A 19,871-nucleotide genomic window follows, 5' to 3' on the forward strand; every position below is an offset into this window, starting at 1 on the left:
TATCCAGCGTGCCGCCTTCGTAGACATCATGACGGGCAGCCACCCGGAGCCACCCGCGTAGTTGAAGGAGCATGTGATGCAGCAGTACTTTTCGGCCGTAATCACGACACCGCCTCGGCCGCCGCGATGGCGGAGATGACCATCGAGCAGATGCAGCCGATTTTCGATGCCGCGTGAGTCGACCACCAGCGTCGACAACACCGGTGACAAGCCCATCGTTACCGACGGCCCCTACACCGAGTCCAAGGATTACCTCGGCGGATTCTGGGTCATCGAGGCGGCCGACCTCGATGCCGCGCTGGAGTGGGCGAAGCAGGGGTCGAAAGCCTGTCAGGGGCGTGGCGAGGTGCGGCCGTTCCAGGGCTGAGCGTCGGCGAAAGCCTGGATCCGATCGAGCGAGTGTTTTCGCGAGGAGTACGGGAGGCTCTACTGGTTGCCCTGCAGCGGTGGCCGGGAGACGGGACTCCGCCCACTCCTGGCGGGTGGCTGATGATGACTGCGGGAAACAGGGCGATCGACCGGCTGCGCCGCAAATCGCAACGCTGGTCAAAACATCTGGCGACCAAAATAATTCATGATTACACGAACCCGAACCGACGGGTCCGCTCGACGATGACCGATTGGGGTTGATCTTCAGCTGCCATCCGGCGCTCGGGCCCGAGGCCCGAGTGGCGCTGACGCTGCGACTGCTCGGCGGCCTCACCGTCGCCGAGATCGCCGCGGCGTTCCTGGTGCCGATACGACGATGGCCCAGCGGATCAGCCGGGAAAAAAGAAGATCGCGGAGGCGCGCATCCCTTATGGGGTGCCGGCCGCAGATGACCTCGGTGAGCGGGTCGCGGCCGTACTCGCCGTGATCTACCTCGTCTTCAACAAGGGTTACCTGTCCACCTCGGGGCTGCCGGCGCGTGACGACCTCACCGCCGATGCGATCCGGCTCGCCCGGGTCCTGCATGGGCTCTTGCCTGAGGTGCCCGAGGTGACGGGTCTGCTGGCACTGATGCTGCTCACCCAGGCCCGCCGCGCCAGCCGGATCGTCAACGGCGAACTCGTACCACTGCACGAACAGGACCGGAGCGGGTGGGACCGCGCGATGATCGCCGAGGGACAACGCCTTGGTCCGAAAATGCTTGTCCCTCAACAGATTCGGCCGCTATCGGCTGCTCGCGGCGATCAACGCGGTACCCACCGATGCACCGAGCGCGGCTGACACCGACTAGTGCCGTCGCGATGAACGGTATTAGCCCGCGCGCCTACTGCGACGTCGGCTGGATGGATACCAGCCGGAACACGCCCGGCTGCGAATCGTCGGGCGCGAACCGGACAACCAGGGTGTTCGGCGGAAACTGGGCGGCAAGGTCATTCAGCGTCCTGGGCAGAAACGCCCGGGCCTTGGCATTGCCGGCCACCAGCTGGCGCACCGGCGCCGACATCATGGGCGACGAACCCGACGACGACCCGGGTTGCTCGATCGCCTTGCCGAATCGTTAGGCCACGCCACGGGATTCGCGCGCCCATTCATCGTGACCGCCAGCGCTGCCGGCCGTTGGGCGTGGATGTCCGACGCCACCGTCGAGAACGTCGGCGAGAAGCCCATCATCGCTGACGGCCCATACGCGGCCCGCTGACATTCGTCGACCGGGCAACGTCGGGCGATCGTCTCCGAAGACGATCCGCGCAGTTTCGATCGTGTCATCCGGCCTCAATTGCGGGATCGGGCGGCAGCAGCAGCCAGACGGCTACTGCGGCGGCTGCGGGGACCAGCGCCATGAGCAGGCTCGTGGCGTGCAGTGCGGAAATGATTGATTCCTGGGTCGCCGCCATGATCCGGTGGGTCAGCTCCCGGTCGAGTACACCGCCTGGGTGGCTCGCGCCGGACAAGCGCGACGCCTCCAGGGCGTTAGCGGCTTGATCAGGAGAGATACCCGTGCCGGCCAGCGCTGTGCGGGCGCGAGCGGTGTAGAGCGTGGTGGCGAGCAGGGTGACCACGGTGGGACCGAGCGAGTAGAAGGACTGCCCGGCACCGGGTTTGACCGCCGACACCGACCCCTCCAACCCGGGCGAGGCGTGACTCATGATCACGCTGGCCTGAGGAGTCTCGATAAGGCCGGCTCCGATACTGAGCAGCAGCACGCTCAACGCGATCACAACCAGCGATGAGTGCACATCGAAGGTGGCGAAGGCGGTGGCGGACAGGGTGAGCAGCCCAAGACCGCACATCATGGTGGCCCGCGCCGAGGTTGCAATCATCAGCCGACCTGCCCAGACGGCCGCGGGTGCCTGCGCTGCGGCGGCCAGCACCAACAGGAGGCCCAGCACGGTCGGCGGATAGCCGCGCACGACGGTGGCGTAGTAGCTCAGGACAAGGATGAGCCCCGCGGTCAGGAAGTTGAAAGCCGCCCCGGCGATGATGGCAGCGTTGAAGGGGCCGGCCCGAAAGACCCGCAACTGCAGGGCCGGATGATCGGTGCGCCGCTCCCACCAGACGAAGAAAGCCCCGGCGACCAGCCCCACCATCGTCGGCAGCGCTGCGGCGCCAGGGCCGTGAGCGAGGCGGGAGAGCCCGTAGACCAGACCGACCAGCATTACCCCGGCTGCGGCTAGACCCGGAAAGTCGATCCTTCGGTCCCCGATTCGGAACGTCTCGGGGACGAACCGCAGCGTGACGGGGATGGTGATCAAAGCGGCGGCTGGGGTAATGAGTAAGGCCCAACGCCACCCCAGCGACTCCGCCAGGACAGTGCCGAGGAGCGGCATCGGGGCGACGATCAAGAACGCGGTTCCGAGGAAAAGACTGATCGCCTTGGCCCGCTGCGCGAACGGAAAGACGGCGTTGATGATCGCCAGTGACAGACCAAGCAAGAAGGCGAAGCAGACGCCGGTCAGGGCACGAGTCACCATCAGCATCACGGCATTGAGTGAGACCGCGGACAACAGGCCGCCGACGACCGCACCCGTCAGGCCCAGAAGGTACATCCTGCGCTTGCCGTAAATGTCGCCCAGGGTGCCGGCGGCCAGGATAGTTGCGGCCAGCGTGAGAGTGGCCAGGCTCGCGGTGAAGCCGGCGGTGGCGGTCGACATATGCAGGCTCTCGCGCACCGGCACCAGGTTGCTGGCGAAGATGGCCGGATCGGCACCTGTGATGGCAAAGCCCGATGCCATGCTGAGCAGCGTCATTCGTTGAGCCAGCGTCAGTTTGTCCGGTCGCGACTGCGTGGGTGTGGATGCGGTAAGCATGGAGGCGTCCTTTATCTGCGTCAATCGAGGGTCCTGTTATCCCGCCGCGGGTGAGCCCACCACGAACAGCGGGCGGCGGAGCCCGTTGCGGGTAAGGCTGTCGCTGCCTTTGTCGGCGGCTGCGCTCACCGGCGGCAGGCTGCCCAGCATGGGGGCGGCTGCATCAGGAGCCATCCCAGAGGCGGACGCCAGCCCTGGGCTTGGCAATGCCGTGGCGGCGTGGCCGAGGGTGGGGGTCGCGGCGCTCCAACTCTTCGGAACCGACAGGGCTCCGACCGAACCGGCGTGGCCCGAGGTCGCCATCACCACCTCGGAACGGCCCAGACCCGGCATCTTGAGTCCGAAGTTGGTAGTGGCGGCTAGCGGCGCCGCCCCGGCGGCCGCCTCCCCTACCGACATCAAGGGCTTCGCAACCGACGTGGTGGCGATTGTGGCCGACGTACTCCCCGCACCGACTTCAATCGGCGTCAACAACCCTTCCTCCACCGTGACCACGCCTGCGACTAGCGGACGGGTGCTGAACCACTTCAGTGACGCCGGCACAGAGCAGATCAGCTGAGCCAATTTCGACGCGGTACCGACGATCGCCGAGCGAGCGGCCGCTTCACCGGCGGTGCTACCAACTGTGTGCCCGACGTGCGGGGGAACGGTGAACGGGTTCAATCGGGTTGCGGCTGCTGCCGTGCCGGCGTAGCCGTACATCGCCGCCGCGTCTTGTGCCCACATCATGGCGTAGTGGGCTTCGGCGGCCGCGATCGCCGCACTGTTCAGGCCCAGGAAGTTGGTCGCTACCAGCGCCATCAACAGCGCCCGGTTGGCCGCGATCTCCGCGGGCGGCACCGTCATCGCGAACGCCGCCTGATACGCGGCCGCGGCCGCCCTCGCCTGACCGGCGGTCGCCTCGGCCTGCCCGGCCGTGACGCCCAGCCACGCCAGGTAGGGGGCGGTCGCGGTCGCCATCGTCACCGAGGCCGCACCTTGCCATGGAGCGCCGGCCAGCTCTGAAATCACCGACCAGCATTGGGAGGCCGTGGAATACAAGTCGGCGGACAGCCCGTCCCAGGTTGCCGCCGCAGCCAGCAGCGGCCCGTCGCCGGCTCCGGCATACATGCGCGCGGAGTTGATCTCCGGCGGTAGAACTGCGAAATCCATTGCGGTAGTTCAGCTCAGCCGAGCACAGTGGCGTTGGCGGCCTCAGCGGCCGCGTAGGACGCGGCACTGGTGCCCAAGGTTGTCACTAACTCGTCATGGATGGTGGCCGCGTAGGCGCTGACCTCCTGATACAGCGCGGCGTGGGTGGCGAATTGAGCCGCGATGAGCGCCGACACTTCGTCAGCCGCGGGGGGAACAACCGCGGCGGTGGTGACCGCCGCGGCGGCGTTGTGCGCGTTGATCGCCGAACCGACACCCTGCAGGCCACCCGCCGCGGCGATCAGGGCATCTGGCTGAACCGTCAGAAAAGACATGCGCTTTACCTCTCTGTGCTGGGCTCTTAGCTGGCTGCCGAGCTATCGATGCTCTTTATGATCGAGAACACAGCACCGCTGCCCAAGGTTGAAAATCACCCAACTTGCCCGATGAATGGTGCAAAAACGTGCAGAGTCGGTACCGTGAACGGGTGGTGTGGCAACGCCCGTCCCCGCGGGTGTGTGAGCTGATCCGGCAGGGCGCGCGGATCGTCCTGGATGCGCCCCAAGACTGGCTTCACAGATTCGATGCGGCATCCATGGACTCGAACCCGGCGGTGGGCGAAGACCCAGTACTGGCGGAGGCCACCCGCCGCAGCATCCGATCCAGTCTGATGCACTGGGCCGCGGCCAACGTGAGTAACCCCGGCGCCCCGGTACCGCCCAACCTCGGCCCGGAGCCGCTGAGCATCGCCCGCGACATGGCACGCCGCGGCCTCGAGCCGTTCACCTTCCGCCCTGCGCAGCGAGTGGGCTGGCAGCTCTGGATGGAGATCGCGTTTGAGCTCACCACCGACCCTGACGAGCTGCGCGAGCTCTTTGAGGTGTCGTTCCGCTCAATCAGCGACTTCATCGATGCGACATCGGCCGGTATCGCCGACCAGATGCGGCAGGAACGCGAGGAACTGACTCGCGGTACCCACGCCGAACGCCGTGAAGTCACCGCGCTGATCCTCGACGGCGCCCTGATCAGCCGCCAGCGCGCCGAGGCGCGACTGGGGTACGCGCTCAACCGCGCTCACACCGCCGCCGTGATCTGGAGCGACGATCCCGACGGCGACTTCAGCCGGCTCGACCGAGTCGCCGAAGCGTTTGGCCATGCCGCTGGATTTGCGCGCCCTCTGACGGTGATCGCCAGCGCCGCCACCCGGTGGGTATGGGTGCCCGACGCCACCCTCAATGTCGAGCGGGTTCACCAGGCCGTCGAGGACACCCCGGGAGCACGAATCGCGATCGGGACCAAAGCGAAAGGAGTCGAAGGGTTCCGGCGCAGCCACCTCGAGGCGCTCACCGCGCAGCGCATGGTGGCAGCGCTGCATTCCCGGCAGCGGGTTGCGCTTTTCGCTGACGTCCAGCTGATCGCCTTGATCACTCAGAACGCCGAAGCCGCCGACGATTTCATCAAGAATACGTTGGGAGACTTCGAGTCGGCCAGCCCCGAACTGCACAAGACCGTGCTGACGTTCATCAGCGCGCAGTGCAGCATCGGGCGCACGACCAAACTCCTTTACACACACCGCAACACGCTGCTGCGCCGACTTGACCGTGCTCAGCAACTGCTGCCCCGACCGCTGGAGGACTGCAGCGTGCACGTCGCCGTCGCACTGGAGGCCCTGCAATGGCGTGGCAGGTCTACCGATGTCTGAGGTCGCCCCATTCGTCCGGCTTGCCGAGTCCACCCAACGGCAATAGCGAAGACGACGTGCTTGGGGCCGCATCGTCGGTAGGTTTTCATCGCAGCCCTCTCTGCTGCCGAAGCGGGCGGTAGTCGGTGTGGGTGGACGGAAGAAACCTCCCATAGGCGTGCGATTGGCCGAGGTCGGCCGAGTAGCCGGACTCTTGGGTGTAGGCCGTGCGGCCGTTGATGAGTACGGCGTGCACGGCGTCGTCGTTGCGGTTGACCACGCGGTCGAGTCCGAAGGCGTCAGGGGCGGGGGCCTCGGTGATCTCGAAGACGTGGTCGGTCAGCCCGTCCGGGTTGACCACGACCACGTCGGCGCGGGCCCCAATGCTTAGGCGGCCGGCCTCGACTCCCCACCAATCAGCCAGGTCCGAGGTCAACTTGCGCACGGTCTCGGCCACGGTGATCTTTGGGCGCGCTGATTGTTCGGCCCGCTTGGCCATGGTCAGCGCGCGCAACCCGAAGTTGTAGTTCGCCAAGCTGCGCAGGTGCGCTCCAGAATCGGCAAAGCCGATGTGGGTGCCCGGGCTGGCCAGCAGGTCCAGCGCGATGTCGGGGCGGTGATTGCCCACCACGGTGTACCAGCGCAGCTTGTCGCGCCACGTGGCGGCCAGATCGAGGAACACCTCGGCGGGGTGTTGCCCGCGCTCGCGGCCCAGGTCTTCAAAGGTGCGGTCGACCACCGACGAATCGGGGCAGTCGGTGATCATCGCGTCGTCGAAGCGCCGGTTCCACAGTCCGTTCATCATGAATCCGCCCATGTCCTTGATGAACCGGGAGCGGAACTTGGGGTCGCTCAGCAGCGCGTACTGGTCCTCGGCGCTCCGCAGGTTGCGTAGCGTGACGCCGCTGCTGAACTCTTCGAAGGCCGCGAAGTCCACCCCGTCGACATAAATCGTCATCGGGCCGGGTAGCGCCTGAAATCGCAAATCGCCCTTGAATACTCGGTTGGTCAGGTAAGCCAGCAGACGCGACACCCGATGCAGCATCGGGTTGGACTTGAAATCCATCGCGGTGAGCAGGCTGGTGCGCAGCGGACGCCGGCCGATGCCGGAAGCAGTCAACGCGAATGCAAACACATTGACCTGCGTCTCGGCGTTAGGGGCGCTCTGCAGGATCCGGCCCCGCCGGCGCAACCGACTGTGCAGGCGCCGGTACTCGCGCCACCTCGCGAACGTCGAAGGCAAGGGTTGTGCCCAGGCTCGGTCACCGGCCAGCTTGTCACGTCGGGTGGTCATCGTCGACAATCCCAGGAAACCCTCATCGAGCGCGTCTTCCAGAGTGCTTTCCATCCTGGCCAGCTGGGAGTCGCTGGGCCGGAAGTGCTTGTCGGTCGCGGCCTTCAGACCCAGCACGCCGGCCCGTAAATCGCTGTGGCCCAACATGGCCGCGACGTTGGGTCCCAATGGCTGCTGTTGTAACCACTGCCGGTATTCGCGGGGTGTGCTCCAGGACTTGTCCGTTCTCAGGATCGCCGTGATGCCCGCATGGGGGATGGCCTCTACCCGGGCGAACAGGTCCGCGGCATCGTCGGCGTCCACGGTCACCATGCTCAGCGAACAGTTACCGCTGACGACCGTGGTCACCCCGTGTCGCACCGACTCCGGTAGTCCGGGAGAGGTCACAATTTCGGCATCGTAATGCGAGTGAATCTCCAAAAACCCTGGTGTCACCCATTTTCCGCTGCCGTCGATCACCTCGTCGAAGTCCGCGGGTTCCAACGGTTGCCGGGACATGGCGATCACCACCCCGTCGGCAATGGCGACATCCTGGATTGCGCCCGGCTTGCCGCTGCCATCGAAAACCAGCCCTCGCGAAATCAGGACTCGCCGATTCGGCATGCGGGAGCCCGCTGTGGTGTTCACGATTCAATACCCTTCCGGCTGCCTCGACACGACGTGACAGTGTGCAGCCCATCGTGTCGACCGTGGGAGCGCGGCCCAAGGGCGAAAACATCCCAATTAACGTGAAGAATAGTGCAAAAGTGTGCATCCCCGGTCAGGGTTGGGTGGGTAGCCTAGTGACGATCCCCTCGATTGCCTGATCGAAGATGACCAGTAATCCGCTGTCTTGCAACATGTTTTGCTACCGGGGCCGGCTGCGGCGGGGATCACCAGGGTGGGTGCGTGCTCCGGGCGCCGAATTAAGATGACTGCCGATCCCGAGGAGGTCAACATGGCTGGTGCCGCTGATGCCATCTACACCAACGGCGATATCGTCACCATCGACGACGAGCAACCAATGGCCGAAGCCGTTGCCGTCAAGGATGGCCGCATCGTCGCCGTCGGGTCTCGCGCCGACGTTGAGGCCCGGCATCGCGGCCCGCGAACGCGCAGGGTTGATCTTGACGGAAAAGCTTTGTTGCCAGGCTTTCTCGACCCGCACAGCCACTACCTCAATGCGCTCACGGTAGCCAACCAGGTCAACGTGTTCGCGCCACCGGCCGGGCCCGGCACAGATGTCGACGCCATCCTCGCGGCGCTGAGAATCTTCCGCGAGGCGCGCAACATCGGTGACGGCGAGCTGATCATCGGCTACGGCTACGACGAGACCGCCATGTCCGACGATCGCACGCTGCACCGCGAAGACCTGGACCGGGACTTTCCGCACAACCCGGTGCTGGTCGGGCACGTCTCGCTGCACGGGGCGGTGCTCAATTCCGCGGCGCTGAAAATGTTCGGGATCTCGGCAAGCACGATGACCCCGCCCGGCGGCGTCATCGTTCGCAAGGAAGGGTCGAACGAACCCGACGGGCTGGTGATGGAGACCGCGTTCCTGCCGATCTTCGGTGCGCTTCCCAAGCCCACCCGGGAGCAAGAGGTCGAGTGGAGCATCGCAGGCCAAAGACTCTATGCGGCAGCCGGTATCACCACCGCCCAGGAGGGCTTGACCCACGCGTCCGACGTCGCCGTACTGCAGCGGGCGGCCGCCGGTGGTGCCACCCTCATCGACGTCGTCGCCTACCCATTCATCCTGGAACTTGACGAGGTGCTGCACGACAACCCCCCCGAGACGTTCGGGACTTACCGCAACCGCGTCAAGCTGGGTGGGGTGAAGATCACCCTCGACGGTTCGCCGCAGGGTAGAACGGCCTACTTCACCACCCCCTACCTGGTCGACGGACCCGAGGGAGAGACGAACTGGACCGGCGAGCTCGGCTTTCCACAAGAGACCGTCAACTCATGGTTCAAACGTGTCTACGACCTGGGCCTGCCGCTGAACATCCACGCCAACGGCGACGCCGCCATTGACGTGCTGCTGGCGGCGCATGAATATGCCGCCGCCGACGATCTCGGAAAAGACCGCCATACCACGGTCATTCATTCCCAGTTCGTGCGCCGCGACCAGCTCGACAAGTACGTCGAGTACAAGCTGATTCCCTCGCTGTTCACCGAGCACGCGTTCTACTTCGGCGACACTCATGTTCGGCTGCGCGGCACCGAGCAGGCCCATTTCCTGAGCCCGATGCGGGCCGCCATCGATAGGGGTTTGCGTCCGACCAACCACACCGATTTCAACGTCTCACCGCTGGACCAGATGTTCGTGGTGTGGACGGCAGTCAATCGAGTGTCGCGTGACGGCAAGGTCATCGGTGCGGATCAGCGAGTCACTCCGCTCGAGGCGTTGAAAGCGATCACCATCAATGCTGCGCATCAGTACTGCGAGGAGCAATCCAAGGGCTCGATCGAGGTCGGCAAGCTCGCCGACCTGGTCATCCTGGACGACAATCCGCTCACCGTAGACCCGATGCGCATCAAAGACATCAGGGTCATCGAGACGATCAAAGAGGGACGCACGATCTATCGGAGATCCGCCACGTCAGCGTGAGCTTTCAGCGTCGCGGTATTTTGCCGTGGGCGGCCCGGTCGCGTCGGACGACGTCGAGCCGATCCGTTGAAGTTCGGGCTATTTCGGGCTATTGCATCCCGGATGCGCTCGGGTGCGCGAATCGGGATCGGCGCGGCGGCCACAGGAGCCGAGGGCTTCCAGCGCATGCGGCAGCGGGTCGCGTTCTTCGGCTATGGCCAGTTGATCGTGTTGATCAGTCAAAACCCGCAAGCCGCAGACGATTTCATCGATCATGCATTTCGAGGTGGCCAGCCCCGAGTTACAGCAGACCGTCCTTTTGGCGCAGCGCAACACGCTGTCGCGCCGACTCGCCCGCGCGTTGCATTTGCTCTCGCGATCCCTTCGAGCACGGCCACGTTTACGTCGTCGTCGCGCTCGAAGCGCGCTATGCCGATCACCGAGGGTGGGACGACTAGAGTCGTCCCATCCCGCCGCCTCCCATGTGGCCGCCGCCCATGCCGCCGGGGTCACCGAACCCGCCCGGCCCGCCGATCCCTCCGATCTGGCCGGGTGAGCCGATCCCGCCCGGCGTCCCGGGAGCTCCGGATTGGGGACCGTAGGGTCCGTACGGTTCGCCGGGCGCCGGAGGTCCGCCCGGGCCACCGGGCCCACCGAATCCGCCGGGTCCGTACACACCGCCCGGTGTGCCGGGCTGCGGGGGCAGGGTGGGCGCGGCGGGTGTGGCGGGAGTTTCCACGCACTGCTGCAATACGTCGTTCCAGGTGGTGCCAACCGGGCACTTGTCATCGGCGTGGCCGATCGCCGGCAGGCCGAGTCCGACCGCGGGCATCAACTCGAGCCCAATGGCGATCGAGGCGACGGCCGCGCCGTGCCGGAGGTAGTTCCTCATCGTCAGACCTCCTTGGGGTGGTCGCTCGTTGAGCGGAGTAGGTCCATACTCAACGCCGCGGCACCGTAACCCCAAGGGCGCGATTGCCCATATTTATCGAGCAGATGGTGCAAGAGTGTGCACGGCCATTCATGTCGCGAAGTAATGTCGCGAATTAACGGGGATCGCGCAAATCGCTGGAATCGTGAATCGGATCAACTCGTGCGTCGACGGCGCCCCGATGGGCACGCCGGCGAGCACACGGCCGCTATCCCCGCAACAGTCCTGCAATCACATGGCTAAGCTGCTGGCCGCGGCCTGGGGCGCGGGCGCAGACTCGCGCCGATTGCGACCGGCGATCATCAGAGCCCCGCGGTTAAAGAGGGCATCGTCAGTTTTATGTTGCTATCGCTGGCGGCGGCGCTCGTCGTCGGCGTGGGCATCAGCCAATTCGCGTAGGCGGTGCACACGATCAGCGCCGCGGCAGTGACCGCCCGGGCGTTGGGCGGAGAGCCCGGTTTGCATACGCCGACTCTAGACGCTCAGCCGCCGGGCGGTGTCGTCACCGTCTTGGACGCCGTGGACGTCGGGGTGGTCGGGGTACCGGTGACCGTCACCGTGCTGGTGCTGGTACTCGTCGTCGCCGGCGGCACGACGGCGGTCGTGGTGGTGACTGTGGTGACGCTGGGGCTGGTCGTCGTGGTCGTGGTGGACGAGGTCGTCGTCGCGGACGCCGCCGCGATGACGCCGCACGCCACCCGCTTGCCGGTCTCCTCCGCGGAATTCTCGCCGAAGCTGCCCGGGTCCGAGGAGATGATCAGGGAGGTGCCTGAGCTGCTTCTCAGGTCCGCGGCGGTCAAGGCGCTGGTCGTGGTGACGAGTTTCGCCGAGCCGTCAGGCCGGACCTGCAAGGCGGTGAGCTGGCCGCTGGCGGGAAATCCCGTATGGCCGGGAGCCTGGTAGACGCTTCCCGCGGACTCGAAGGCACCCGGCTCACAATTGCCCACAGAGTGGACTTGAAGCCCGTGGAAGCCGGGGGTCAGCACCGAATTCGGGCCGGCCTCCACCGTCACCGTCGCATAGCCGTTCGTGAATTCGAAAGTGGCCGTCGCGATTTGGCTTCCATCGGCACCCTTCAACTGGGTGCTCATCTTCTCCGCGCCGCTTTGTCCGCCGGACGAGGATGAGGTGCTGCCCTGGCCGCCCTGCTGCGTTGAGCAGGCGGCCAACGGTGCGATGGCCGTGGCCAATGCCGCGACCGCGAAGTTTACGCCCATTTTCATGACGCCTACTTACCCGGATTGATCGACGCCAAACCCTCCGGATGCGACGTGCGGCACGGCATGTGTCAATGGGAGGTGCGCACCAGCGGATAGCCGAAAAAGGAGCATCCCGTGTCCGAAAAGACCCCCGACGACATCTTCAAACTCGCCAGGGACGAGAACATCGAATATGTCGATGTACGCTTCTGTGACCTGCCGGGCACCATGCAGCACTTCACAATTCCGATTTACGCCTTCGACGAGAGCGTGTTTGAGGAAGGCCTGGCCTTCGACGGATCCTCGATTCGCGGATTTCAATCGATCCACGAGTCCGACATGCTGTTGCTCCCCGATCCGGAGACCGCAACCATCGACCCGTTCCGCAGGGCACCGACGCTGAACGTGAACTTCCACGTCCACGACCCCTTCACCCTCGAGCCCTACTCCCGCGACCCGCGCAACGTCGCCCGCAAAGCCGAGAATTACCTGATCGGTTCCGGCATCGCCGATACCGCGTATTTCGGTCCGGAGGCGGAGTTCTACATTTTCGACTCGGTGAGCTTCGACTCGCGCATCGACGGAGCGTTTTACAAGGTGGATGCGACGTCGGGCTGGTGGAACACCGGCGCGGAGACGGAGCCCGACGGCAGTCCCAACCGGGGCTACAAGGTCCGCCCCAAAGGCGGGTACTTCCCGGTGGCTCCCACCGACCATTACGTTGATCTGCGCGACGAGATGCTGAACCACCTGACCAACGCCGGCTTCGCCCTGGAGAAGGGGCACCACGAGGTCGGCAGCGGCGGCCAGGCCGAGATCAACTACCGCTTCAACACTCTGCTTCATGCGGCCGACGACCACCAGATGTACAAGTACATCGTGAAGCAGACGGCATGGCTGGCCGGCAAAACCGTGACGTTCATGCCCAAGCCGCTGTTCGGCGACAACGGCTCGGGCATGCACTGCCACCAGTCGTTGTGGAAGGACGGCGTGCCGTTGATGTATGAGGAGGACGGCTACGCCGGCCTGTCCGACATCGCGCGGCACTACATCGGGGGACTGCTTTACCACGCGCCGTCGTTGCTGGCCTTCACCAACCCCACCATCAACTCCTACAAGCGTCTGGTGCCCGGCTACGAAGCGCCGATCAACCTGGTTTACAGCCAGCGCAACCGCTCGGCGTGCGTGCGCATCCCGATCACCGGCAACAACCCGAAGGCCAAGCGGCTGGAGTTTCGCTGTCCAGACGCCTCCGGCAACCCCTACCTCTCGTTCGCCGCGATGCTGATGGCCGGGCTGGACGGAGTGAGGAACAAGATCGAGCCACCCCCACCGATCGATAAGGACCTCTACGACCTGCCTCCCGAAGAGGCCGCCGACATCGCACAAGCGCCCACCCAGCTCGCCGCGGTGATCGACCGCCTGGAGGAAGACAGCGAATACCTCACCGAGGGAGGCGTTTTCACGCCTGACCTGATCCAAACGTGGATCAGCTACAAGCGTGACTACGAGCTGGCGCCGTTCAATCTGCGGCCGACCGCATTCGAGTTCGCGCTGTATTACGACGTGTAAAGCCGGCAACCTTTCTGGCCAAGCGAGACCCGCCCTGACGCTGATCGAATCTGCATGGTGCGAGACAAACCTGAGATTCTGCCGGTGTGTCCGCGCCAGCGGCTGCTCCTTCGGGGGTAGTGACGTTTCTGTTCACCGATGTCGAGGGTTCGACCCGTCGGCGAAAGGCCGACGCCGATGGGATGCGCGCGGCGCTGGCCGCCCATGACGCGTTGCTGCACAAGGCGATTGAGGCGCACGGTGGCTGGGTGTTCAAGCACACGGGCGACGGCGTCTGCGCTGCATTCGCCTCGGACTCGGTACACTGATGGAGCACTTGCGCGAGATCCTTGGCGATTAGTCCCACGGATCGCTCGCACGGGTGAAACCATGACCGTCACCGAAATGGTGATGTACGCCTATGACGAAATCGACCGGGCCCGAACAGGACTCGGACACTCCGAGTGAGCTGCGCGAGTCGTTGCTGACGTCTACGCCTCGACGTCATGCGCCCACTTCGGCGGGCGGACATCGGGCTTGCGTGCCGCCGCGAGCGTCGTCGCGCGCTCTCCGCCGATCGTGGTCAGCGGTGGCGGTTGGCCCTTGCGCAGCGTCGCGATCAGCTCACGGTACGGGCCGACGAGGTAGACGGTGTCACCCGCTTTCAACCGCGCGTCGCGGCGCGGACGCAGCCGGATCGGCCCTTCCGGGCGGATGATCGCGATGACGCGGGTCTGAGTGGACAATTCCAGCATCAGCAGTCCATCGAGCTCGCTGCCGGCCGCCACGAGCATCGCGCCCACCATGAAAGACCGCTGACCGACCCAGAACGTTCCGAGCACCTGCAGACCCATCGCCGCGCCGATGAACCACGGGGCCGCCAGGTCGACGATCGACCGGACGTTTTCAAACCCGAATCGCCGGTTTACCGCCGTACCCAGAGCGCGCCCCTGTACCCGCATGACGATCGGAATTTCGGTGTCCGATCCCAGGATTTCCAGCAGCACGATTCCGGTCTCGATGTTCTCCATGTCGTCCCTGGTGACCACGGCCACCCCGCGCGCGTACTCGACGCGCGCCGCCTCCAGTGTCTGGCGCATGGTCGAATCACCGAAGATGACCGGCACATCCAGGTCGGCCAGGGTCTGCAGGAATGGGTTGCTTTCGTTCTGCTCGATGACCAGGACGTCGTATCCCGCGGCGGTCAGATCGGTGACCACGCGGACGCCGATGGAGCCCAGTCCGACGACAACGACGTGGCCACGCATATGACGTGCCCGCAACCTTCCGGTGGTGTTGACGAAACGTCGCGATAGCAGCAGGTCGGCGAGAAAGGCCGTGAGGACCGCGGTGATGATCACGCCACCGAACATCAGCCCGACGGCGAACAATCGCAGGAACGCGGACTGGTAAGCGAAATTGAAATCGCCGTAACCCACAGTGGTGATGGTCTCGGAGGCGAAATAGAGGGCATCGAGCCATGACAGGGCCGGATTCCGGTGCCCGAAGCGCACCACGACCGTCGCGGCGAGCGTCAGCAACGCCGTGAATGCCAGCGAGGGGTACACCATCGGGTTGAGGTCGTCGCGCATGGCGCGGACTGCATCGATCACCCGCCGCAGCCGCGATTGGCGTGACCGCGTCGCTGTGGGTGGGGGCACCGTGACGCCGCGGGCCTCCAGCTCGTCTTTGACGCCGATCATCGAGGTCCAGTCACCGGCGTACACCTGCTGATCCCGTCCCGGACACGGCACCACCTCGCCGGGTACCGGGGAGTTCTTGCCGTGTACCACCGCCACCGGTGCCAGGTCGGCATGTATCTCGCGCAGCGTCCCGTCATGGGGCGCCTCGGATCCCCAGACGACGAAGTCGATACCGGCAGCGGCGAATTGGTGGGTGTTGCGAGACAGCACCGCCTCGACGATCGACGGAGTCGCCAGGTCGGCCAGGTCCAGGATCGCGCCGGGTCCGTTGACTGCGGCCACCCCTCTGCGCAGCACCTCGTTGGTCAAACGCGCGACCACGCGCACGTTAGGACTGAATTCCCTTGCGAGCAAGGCAATTTCGAGGTTGATCGCATCGTTTGGTCCGGCACAGACGACAGCACGGGCACGGTGCACGCCAGCGGCGCGCAGATCCGCGGCGGTGTTGATCTTGATGATCCGGGCGCCGGCACCCCTGAGTTCCTCGGCGATCGTCTTCGACAGGGCGTCGTCGCCGCTGACGATGATTTCACGATGGAATTGAAAGACTTCTCCCATTCGAGGAATCTGTTACCTTCGCTTGTCGGCCGACGCTGATACGCGGACAAAAACGCGACCTGTGCCATGTGCCGGTGATCCGGTGTTTTTCGCCATGAGTGCATCCGTTCCTGCGTAGTTCATATGACTATCGGTCACGGAGTCGGATCGTGCCACCGGAGGAGCCTGCGTCAGCAGGTGAAGACCGTTGTCCCGCAGGCGGAGTCGCTGAGGAAGCCGTCTGTGCGGGCACCGCCGCCTAGGACGCAACAGGATCGACTCCGGCGGAATATGCACGTGCAATAAACGCGGCGACAATCGGCGGCAATTCGATATGCGCGGCGCCGGGCCACCGCCACCGCGCTGCGCACCGATCTCGCCGGCCTTGGCCGGTTCCGGTGGACCCCGGCGTCCGCCCGGTTTACCCGGAGGAGGTCGACTACGCTGATGGGCTGCGGAGCTGGCTGCAGCGGCTCGGCTGGAAGGATTCGGTGATGCTGAACGTTGGCGACAGAGTCGATGCGCGGGCGCTGACGACGATCGATGGTGCCTCCGTCGCAATCCCCGCCGCCGTGGGGCTCGTGCATCTTCAGTTCCGGCGGTTCGCCGCGTGCCCGATCTGCAGCCTGCACCTGCGTGAGATCGCGGCCCGGCATGATGAGATCACGGAAGCCGGAGTCACGGAGGTGGTGGTCTTCCACTCGTCCGCCGAGGCGCTACGCCGCTATCAGGCCGAGCTGCCGTTCGCCGTGGTGGCGGATCCGGGTCGCCGGCTGTACGACGAGTTCGGCGTCGGATCTTCGCTGCGCTCGGTCCTCAATCTCGGTGCAATGAGGGCCGCCGGCCGGGGTATACGCCGGATGCGGTCGGTGCGATCAGTCGTAGGAAGCCTGGCACCCACTGAGAACCACCTGGGCAAGCCGGCGGACTTCCTCATCGGCCCGCAGGGCGTGATACACGCACACAAGTATGGTGAGCATGCCGACGATCAGTGGTCGGTGGATGAACTCCTGAAGCTGGCCGCTGGCTGATCGGGCTGCTGGTCAGAACACAGGCCCGGGGTACTCCACCCGGGCCTGTGTCGTCTTCGGGGATCAGGCCGATCGGCGGATCCCCCGGTTGCGGCCGATGGAGCCCTTGAGCAGCATGTCGCGTTCGGACTCCGACAGCCCACCCCACACCCCGTAGGGTTCGCCGACGTCCAGCGCGTGGGTGCGGCATTCATCGATCACCGGGCAGCGCCGGCACATCTCCTTGGCGCGTTGTTCGCGTTGCATCCGGGCGCGACCACGCTCCCCGTCGGGATGGAAGAACATCGAAGAATCGACGCCGCGGCACAACCCCTGCAACTGCCAGTTCCAGATGTCCGCGTTGGGTCCAGGTAGCTGTTCCGGCTGTGGCATGTGCTGATTCCTCTCTGCACGGCACACCTGAGGCGGGCAGGCTCGCGAACGGGGCGAGTTGTGCAACTGAATTGGCAGTGGCGTCACCGATGACTACACCGAACACATTAGACGCTAGGTGGGCCATCGAAATTCAGTCAATAGGCGCCCGGCGTGGCGAAATACGTGCTCGTTGTTTGAGAATTAACTCTGCGTTCATCTGGGGCGCTTTTGCTGAAGGCTAGCTGTGCTAAACGGACGGGGTCGCCGGCACAAAAGACCTGGTCAGGGGGGTGATGTGAACTGGCCGTAATTGGCGCCGAAGCGACCATAGGTAATATTCCGGTAACACAGCGCGCACAAACTTTTTACCAGTGGTCAGCAGATATCACGCTGATTGAAACCCCTCGCTCAGCGAGTTGACGAACTCATCTGCACAGTTCGCCGGCTGCACTGGCGGGCCGCAAAAAAAGAGCGTGTGGCCCCACCGGCTGGCCGCGGGGCCACACGGCCTCACCTCAGGCAACCTGCCCGATGCCGAGCTGGTTCGCCAGCTGCGTAGCCAAAGTCACCAACTGGGCCGCCAGGGCTGGATTGGTCGCCTGCAGCTGGGTGAACGCGCCAAGTAGCTGGGCCGCCAGCGCCGGGTTGCTCTGCACCTGCGCGATCAGTCCTGTCACCAACTGCGGATTGCTCGCCAGAAGTCCGAAGATGCTGGTCACCAGGGCGGGATTATTCGCCAGGATCGGCACCAAGCTGTTCAACAGTGCCGGATTGCCGAGGGCTCCGGACACGAACTGACTCAACAGCGCCGGATCCGTGGCGAACAACGCAAGCTGCGAACCCAGCGCCGCGTTCTGGACTACCCCGATGGTCCGGCCAGCCTGATCGATCACGGCGTTGGCCGCCTGCGTCGCGCCCGCGACCGCGGCCGCAACCTGTGTGGTCACCGGGGCGAGTGCGGCGTTCGCCGCGGCAACCACCGGGGTGTCGGCAAGCGCCTTGGCCACCGGCGCAACGGCGGCATTCGCTGTCGCTGCCAACGTCGTCGCAGCCGTCGTGGCGGCTCTAGCCGCGGGGGCGATAGCCGCCGACACGGCGTTCAGCGTCCTCCCGACGTTGTCCGCTAACCCCGATACAGCGGGAATCGCGGCCACCGATATCAGGGCGGCGATCAAGCCGTACTCCACCGCGGTGGCTGCCGGCGCGGGCGGCAACGCCGCGGCTCCGGCTCCGGTCGCGGCAGAAATCTGGCTGGTCAAACCTTTGAGGGCGTTTTGCCACGGCGCAAGCTGCTGGGCGATTGCGCTGGCACCGCCGTGATAGCCCAGCATCGCCGCGACGTCCTTGGCCCACATCTCTTCGTATTCGCATTCGTTGGCTGCGATTGCGGGTGCAGCCAACCCGAAGATGTTCGCGCGTGCCAGCGCCAGCAGCCGAACCCGGTTCATTCTGACCTCGATCGGATGTACCACAGCGGCGCGAGCCTCCTCGAACAGCGCCGCCACCGCTTTGGCTCCGGTGGCCGCGCCCCCTGCCTGGGTGGCCGCGCCGGCCAGCCATTGTGTATAGGACAACGCCACTTCGGTCATCGCCCTTGACGACTCGCCCTGCCAGGCTGATGTCGTGACCTGCCTGATCAGAGAGGAAAACGACCCGGCGGCCGAATCAAGCTCGGCGGCCAACCCGTCCCAGGCCGCCGCGGCGGAATACATCGGCGCTGAACCTGCACCGGTGTGCATCTGCGTTGAAGTGACCTCCGGTGACGCCACCAAGAAACTCATCGCAAACATTCCTTCCTGGCCGGCCTTCCCGGCCTGACCGCCACCTGGTGACGGCCTCGAGGATTATCTACCCGACCCCCGCCCGCCGACCGCCCGCACGAAGGCCCGCCCTGGCACCGGGCTCCGAGCGATGCCGACAGAAACCGCCGCCCCCCCGGCGCTGAACGCGTGGTAGTTTCCTGCCACGCGCTAAAGGTTGCCGCATTCCGGCTTGTGTCGTCCCCATCTGCACCACATCCTTTCGTCTGAAGCGCCGGTGACCGGAATGATGACAAGAAAAAGATAATGGCGCTCGCGCCCAAATGTCAGGTATTCGGTGAATTACGCTGAAGGATACGTTGCTGAATTGGTTGCAGGGGGATTAGCCACGGATCGGCCGTTGTGAATGTCAACCTTGTGGTTCCAGCATCGGCAACGGGTTCGCACTCGCGCGGCCACGAGAAGTGGATGGCCACCTGCGCCGACGGAGGCTTCAAATCACAAAATCGATCGGCGGAATCGTGGCTCCTATTCGTGCGGTGGTGGACCGCAAGGACGTATGAAGGCGGCTCTTATGCCGACAGGCAGCAGTCGCCGCGCCGGATTACCGCAACATCGCATAGAACAGCGGTCCTGCGAATGCGGACCAGACGTTCGGCTCTATCTTCGCCGATGGCAATCAGCGCAGCAGCGACAGCACCTGGCTGGGTTGTACGGATGCCACGGAAAGTTGCGTCGCGGATTGAGTGAGTAGCGAGCTATCGACCGTGACCGTACCCAACTGCGTGGTCGCCTGCGTGGTCGAGACGGGACCGGCGCTGACCTGGGTGAGTGTGATCGGGTTGGTGGCGACGGCGGATAGTCGTGCGGCGGCATCGGTGAGTGCGGCGGGGT

General features: G+C 65.1%; 20 protein-coding genes and 1 pseudogene. 9 read left to right on the top strand and 12 right to left on the bottom strand.

Features of this window, described 5'->3' with window-relative positions; genetic code table 11:
- The first annotated feature begins 166 nt into the window (after positions 1-166).
- The 3 genes from ACX9NE_RS22705 to ACX9NE_RS22715 all read left to right on the top strand — a co-directional run bounded on the left by ACX9NE_RS22705 (position 167) and on the right by ACX9NE_RS22715 (position 1,209).
- Entirely contained in the window at positions 167-367 is a 201-nt protein-coding gene (locus tag ACX9NE_RS22705) for a YciI family protein (protein WP_459363313.1), read from the top strand.
- A gap of 253 nt (positions 368-620) precedes the next feature.
- On the top strand, positions 621-821 hold the full coding sequence (locus ACX9NE_RS22710) for a hypothetical protein (RefSeq protein WP_459363314.1): 201 nt from the start codon (positions 621-623) through the stop codon (positions 819-821).
- Positions 805-1,209 (top strand): DUF6596 domain-containing protein, encoded by a 405-nt coding sequence (locus ACX9NE_RS22715; protein ID WP_459363315.1) that lies wholly within the window; start codon positions 805-807, stop codon positions 1,207-1,209. Before ACX9NE_RS22710 ends, ACX9NE_RS22715 begins: the two co-directional genes overlap by 17 nt.
- Before the next feature lie 43 nt (positions 1,210-1,252).
- Here the strand turns inward: ACX9NE_RS22715 and ACX9NE_RS22720 are convergent, their stop codons facing one another.
- The 4 genes from ACX9NE_RS22720 to ACX9NE_RS22735 all read right to left on the bottom strand — a co-directional run bounded on the left by ACX9NE_RS22720 (position 1,253) and on the right by ACX9NE_RS22735 (position 4,702).
- On the bottom strand, positions 1,253-1,435 hold the full coding sequence (locus ACX9NE_RS22720; protein ID WP_459363316.1) for a hypothetical protein: 183 nt from the start codon (positions 1,433-1,435) through the stop codon (positions 1,253-1,255).
- Positions 1,436-1,691: 256 nt separating this feature from the next.
- Positions 1,692-3,236 (bottom strand): MFS transporter, encoded by a 1,545-nt coding sequence (locus ACX9NE_RS22725; RefSeq protein WP_459363317.1) that lies wholly within the window; start codon positions 3,234-3,236, stop codon positions 1,692-1,694.
- Positions 3,237-3,272: 36 nt separating this feature from the next.
- Positions 3,273-4,388 (bottom strand): PPE family protein, encoded by a 1,116-nt coding sequence (locus ACX9NE_RS22730; protein ID WP_459363318.1) that lies wholly within the window; start codon positions 4,386-4,388, stop codon positions 3,273-3,275.
- 14 nt (positions 4,389-4,402) lie between these two features.
- Positions 4,403-4,702, bottom strand: a complete 300-nt coding sequence (locus tag ACX9NE_RS22735; protein ID WP_459363319.1) for a PE family protein — start codon at positions 4,700-4,702, stop codon at positions 4,403-4,405.
- Between the two features lie 152 nt (positions 4,703-4,854).
- Here ACX9NE_RS22735 and ACX9NE_RS22740 point away from each other — a divergent pair, with 152 nt between their 5' ends.
- Complete coding sequence (locus ACX9NE_RS22740; protein ID WP_459363320.1) at positions 4,855-6,069, top strand: Rv1453 family transcriptional regulator; 1,215 nt, start codon at positions 4,855-4,857, stop codon at positions 6,067-6,069.
- 85 nt (positions 6,070-6,154) lie between these two features.
- Here the strand turns inward: ACX9NE_RS22740 and ACX9NE_RS22745 are convergent, their stop codons facing one another.
- Positions 6,155-7,969, bottom strand: coding sequence for an N-acyl-D-amino-acid deacylase family protein (locus ACX9NE_RS22745; RefSeq protein WP_459363321.1), 1,815 nt, complete (start codon positions 7,967-7,969; stop codon positions 6,155-6,157).
- A gap of 283 nt (positions 7,970-8,252) precedes the next feature.
- Here ACX9NE_RS22745 and ACX9NE_RS22750 point away from each other — a divergent pair, with 283 nt between their 5' ends.
- On the top strand, positions 8,253-9,932 hold the full coding sequence (locus ACX9NE_RS22750; protein WP_459370809.1) for an amidohydrolase: 1,680 nt from the start codon (positions 8,253-8,255) through the stop codon (positions 9,930-9,932).
- Positions 9,933-10,010: 78 nt separating this feature from the next.
- Here ACX9NE_RS22750 and ACX9NE_RS22755 read toward each other — a convergent pair whose 3' ends face one another.
- Together ACX9NE_RS22755 and ACX9NE_RS22760 are read right to left on the bottom strand one after the other, a co-directional pair.
- Positions 10,011-10,187 carry a hypothetical protein gene (locus tag ACX9NE_RS22755; RefSeq protein ID WP_459363323.1) on the bottom strand — a complete coding sequence of 59 codons (177 nt, stop codon included), beginning with the start codon at positions 10,185-10,187 and terminating at the stop codon, positions 10,011-10,013.
- 178 nt (positions 10,188-10,365) lie between these two features.
- The gene (locus tag ACX9NE_RS22760; protein ID WP_459363324.1) at positions 10,366-10,803 is read right to left on the bottom strand and encodes a hypothetical protein; all 438 of its coding nucleotides are present in this window, start codon (positions 10,801-10,803) and stop codon (positions 10,366-10,368) included.
- Positions 10,804-11,071: 268 nt separating this feature from the next.
- Here ACX9NE_RS22760 and ACX9NE_RS22765 point away from each other — a divergent pair.
- Positions 11,072-11,241, top strand: a pseudogene (locus ACX9NE_RS22765) (hydrogenase); the annotation flags it as partial.
- Between the two features lie 83 nt (positions 11,242-11,324).
- Here the strand turns inward: ACX9NE_RS22765 and ACX9NE_RS22770 are convergent.
- On the bottom strand, positions 11,325-12,065 hold the full coding sequence (locus tag ACX9NE_RS22770; RefSeq protein ID WP_459363325.1) for a superoxide dismutase family protein: 741 nt from the start codon (positions 12,063-12,065) through the stop codon (positions 11,325-11,327).
- A gap of 111 nt (positions 12,066-12,176) precedes the next feature.
- On the opposite strand from ACX9NE_RS22770, the gene glnA reads away from it, so the two are divergent.
- Both glnA and ACX9NE_RS22780 read left to right on the top strand, forming a co-directional pair.
- Complete coding sequence (gene glnA, locus ACX9NE_RS22775) at positions 12,177-13,613, top strand: type I glutamate--ammonia ligase (protein ID WP_459363326.1); 1,437 nt, start codon at positions 12,177-12,179, stop codon at positions 13,611-13,613.
- A gap of 119 nt (positions 13,614-13,732) precedes the next feature.
- The gene (locus ACX9NE_RS22780) at positions 13,733-13,921 is read left to right on the top strand and encodes a hypothetical protein (RefSeq protein ID WP_459370811.1); all 189 of its coding nucleotides are present in this window, start codon (positions 13,733-13,735) and stop codon (positions 13,919-13,921) included.
- Between the two features lie 162 nt (positions 13,922-14,083).
- On the opposite strand, the gene ACX9NE_RS22785 is transcribed toward ACX9NE_RS22780, so the two are convergent.
- Positions 14,084-15,853 (bottom strand): NAD-binding protein, encoded by a 1,770-nt coding sequence (locus tag ACX9NE_RS22785; RefSeq protein ID WP_459363327.1) that lies wholly within the window; start codon positions 15,851-15,853, stop codon positions 14,084-14,086.
- A gap of 473 nt (positions 15,854-16,326) precedes the next feature.
- On the opposite strand from ACX9NE_RS22785, the gene ACX9NE_RS22790 reads away from it, so the two are divergent.
- Positions 16,327-16,863, top strand: a complete 537-nt coding sequence (locus ACX9NE_RS22790) for a peroxiredoxin-like family protein (RefSeq protein WP_459363328.1) — start codon at positions 16,327-16,329, stop codon at positions 16,861-16,863.
- A gap of 63 nt (positions 16,864-16,926) precedes the next feature.
- Here ACX9NE_RS22790 and ACX9NE_RS22795 read toward each other — a convergent pair whose 3' ends face one another.
- The 3 genes from ACX9NE_RS22795 to ACX9NE_RS22805 form a co-directional block, all read right to left on the bottom strand.
- On the bottom strand, positions 16,927-17,235 hold the full coding sequence (locus ACX9NE_RS22795) for a WhiB family transcriptional regulator (protein ID WP_065043238.1): 309 nt from the start codon (positions 17,233-17,235) through the stop codon (positions 16,927-16,929).
- 497 nt (positions 17,236-17,732) lie between these two features.
- Entirely contained in the window at positions 17,733-18,998 is a 1,266-nt protein-coding gene (locus ACX9NE_RS22800) for a PPE family protein (RefSeq protein ID WP_459363329.1), read from the bottom strand.
- Between the two features lie 658 nt (positions 18,999-19,656).
- Positions 19,657-19,871 (bottom strand): hypothetical protein (locus tag ACX9NE_RS22805; protein WP_459377741.1); only part of this gene is annotated, 215 nt, incomplete at its 5' end.

The sequence above is a fragment of the Mycobacterium sp. ML4 genome (assembly GCF_054515735.1).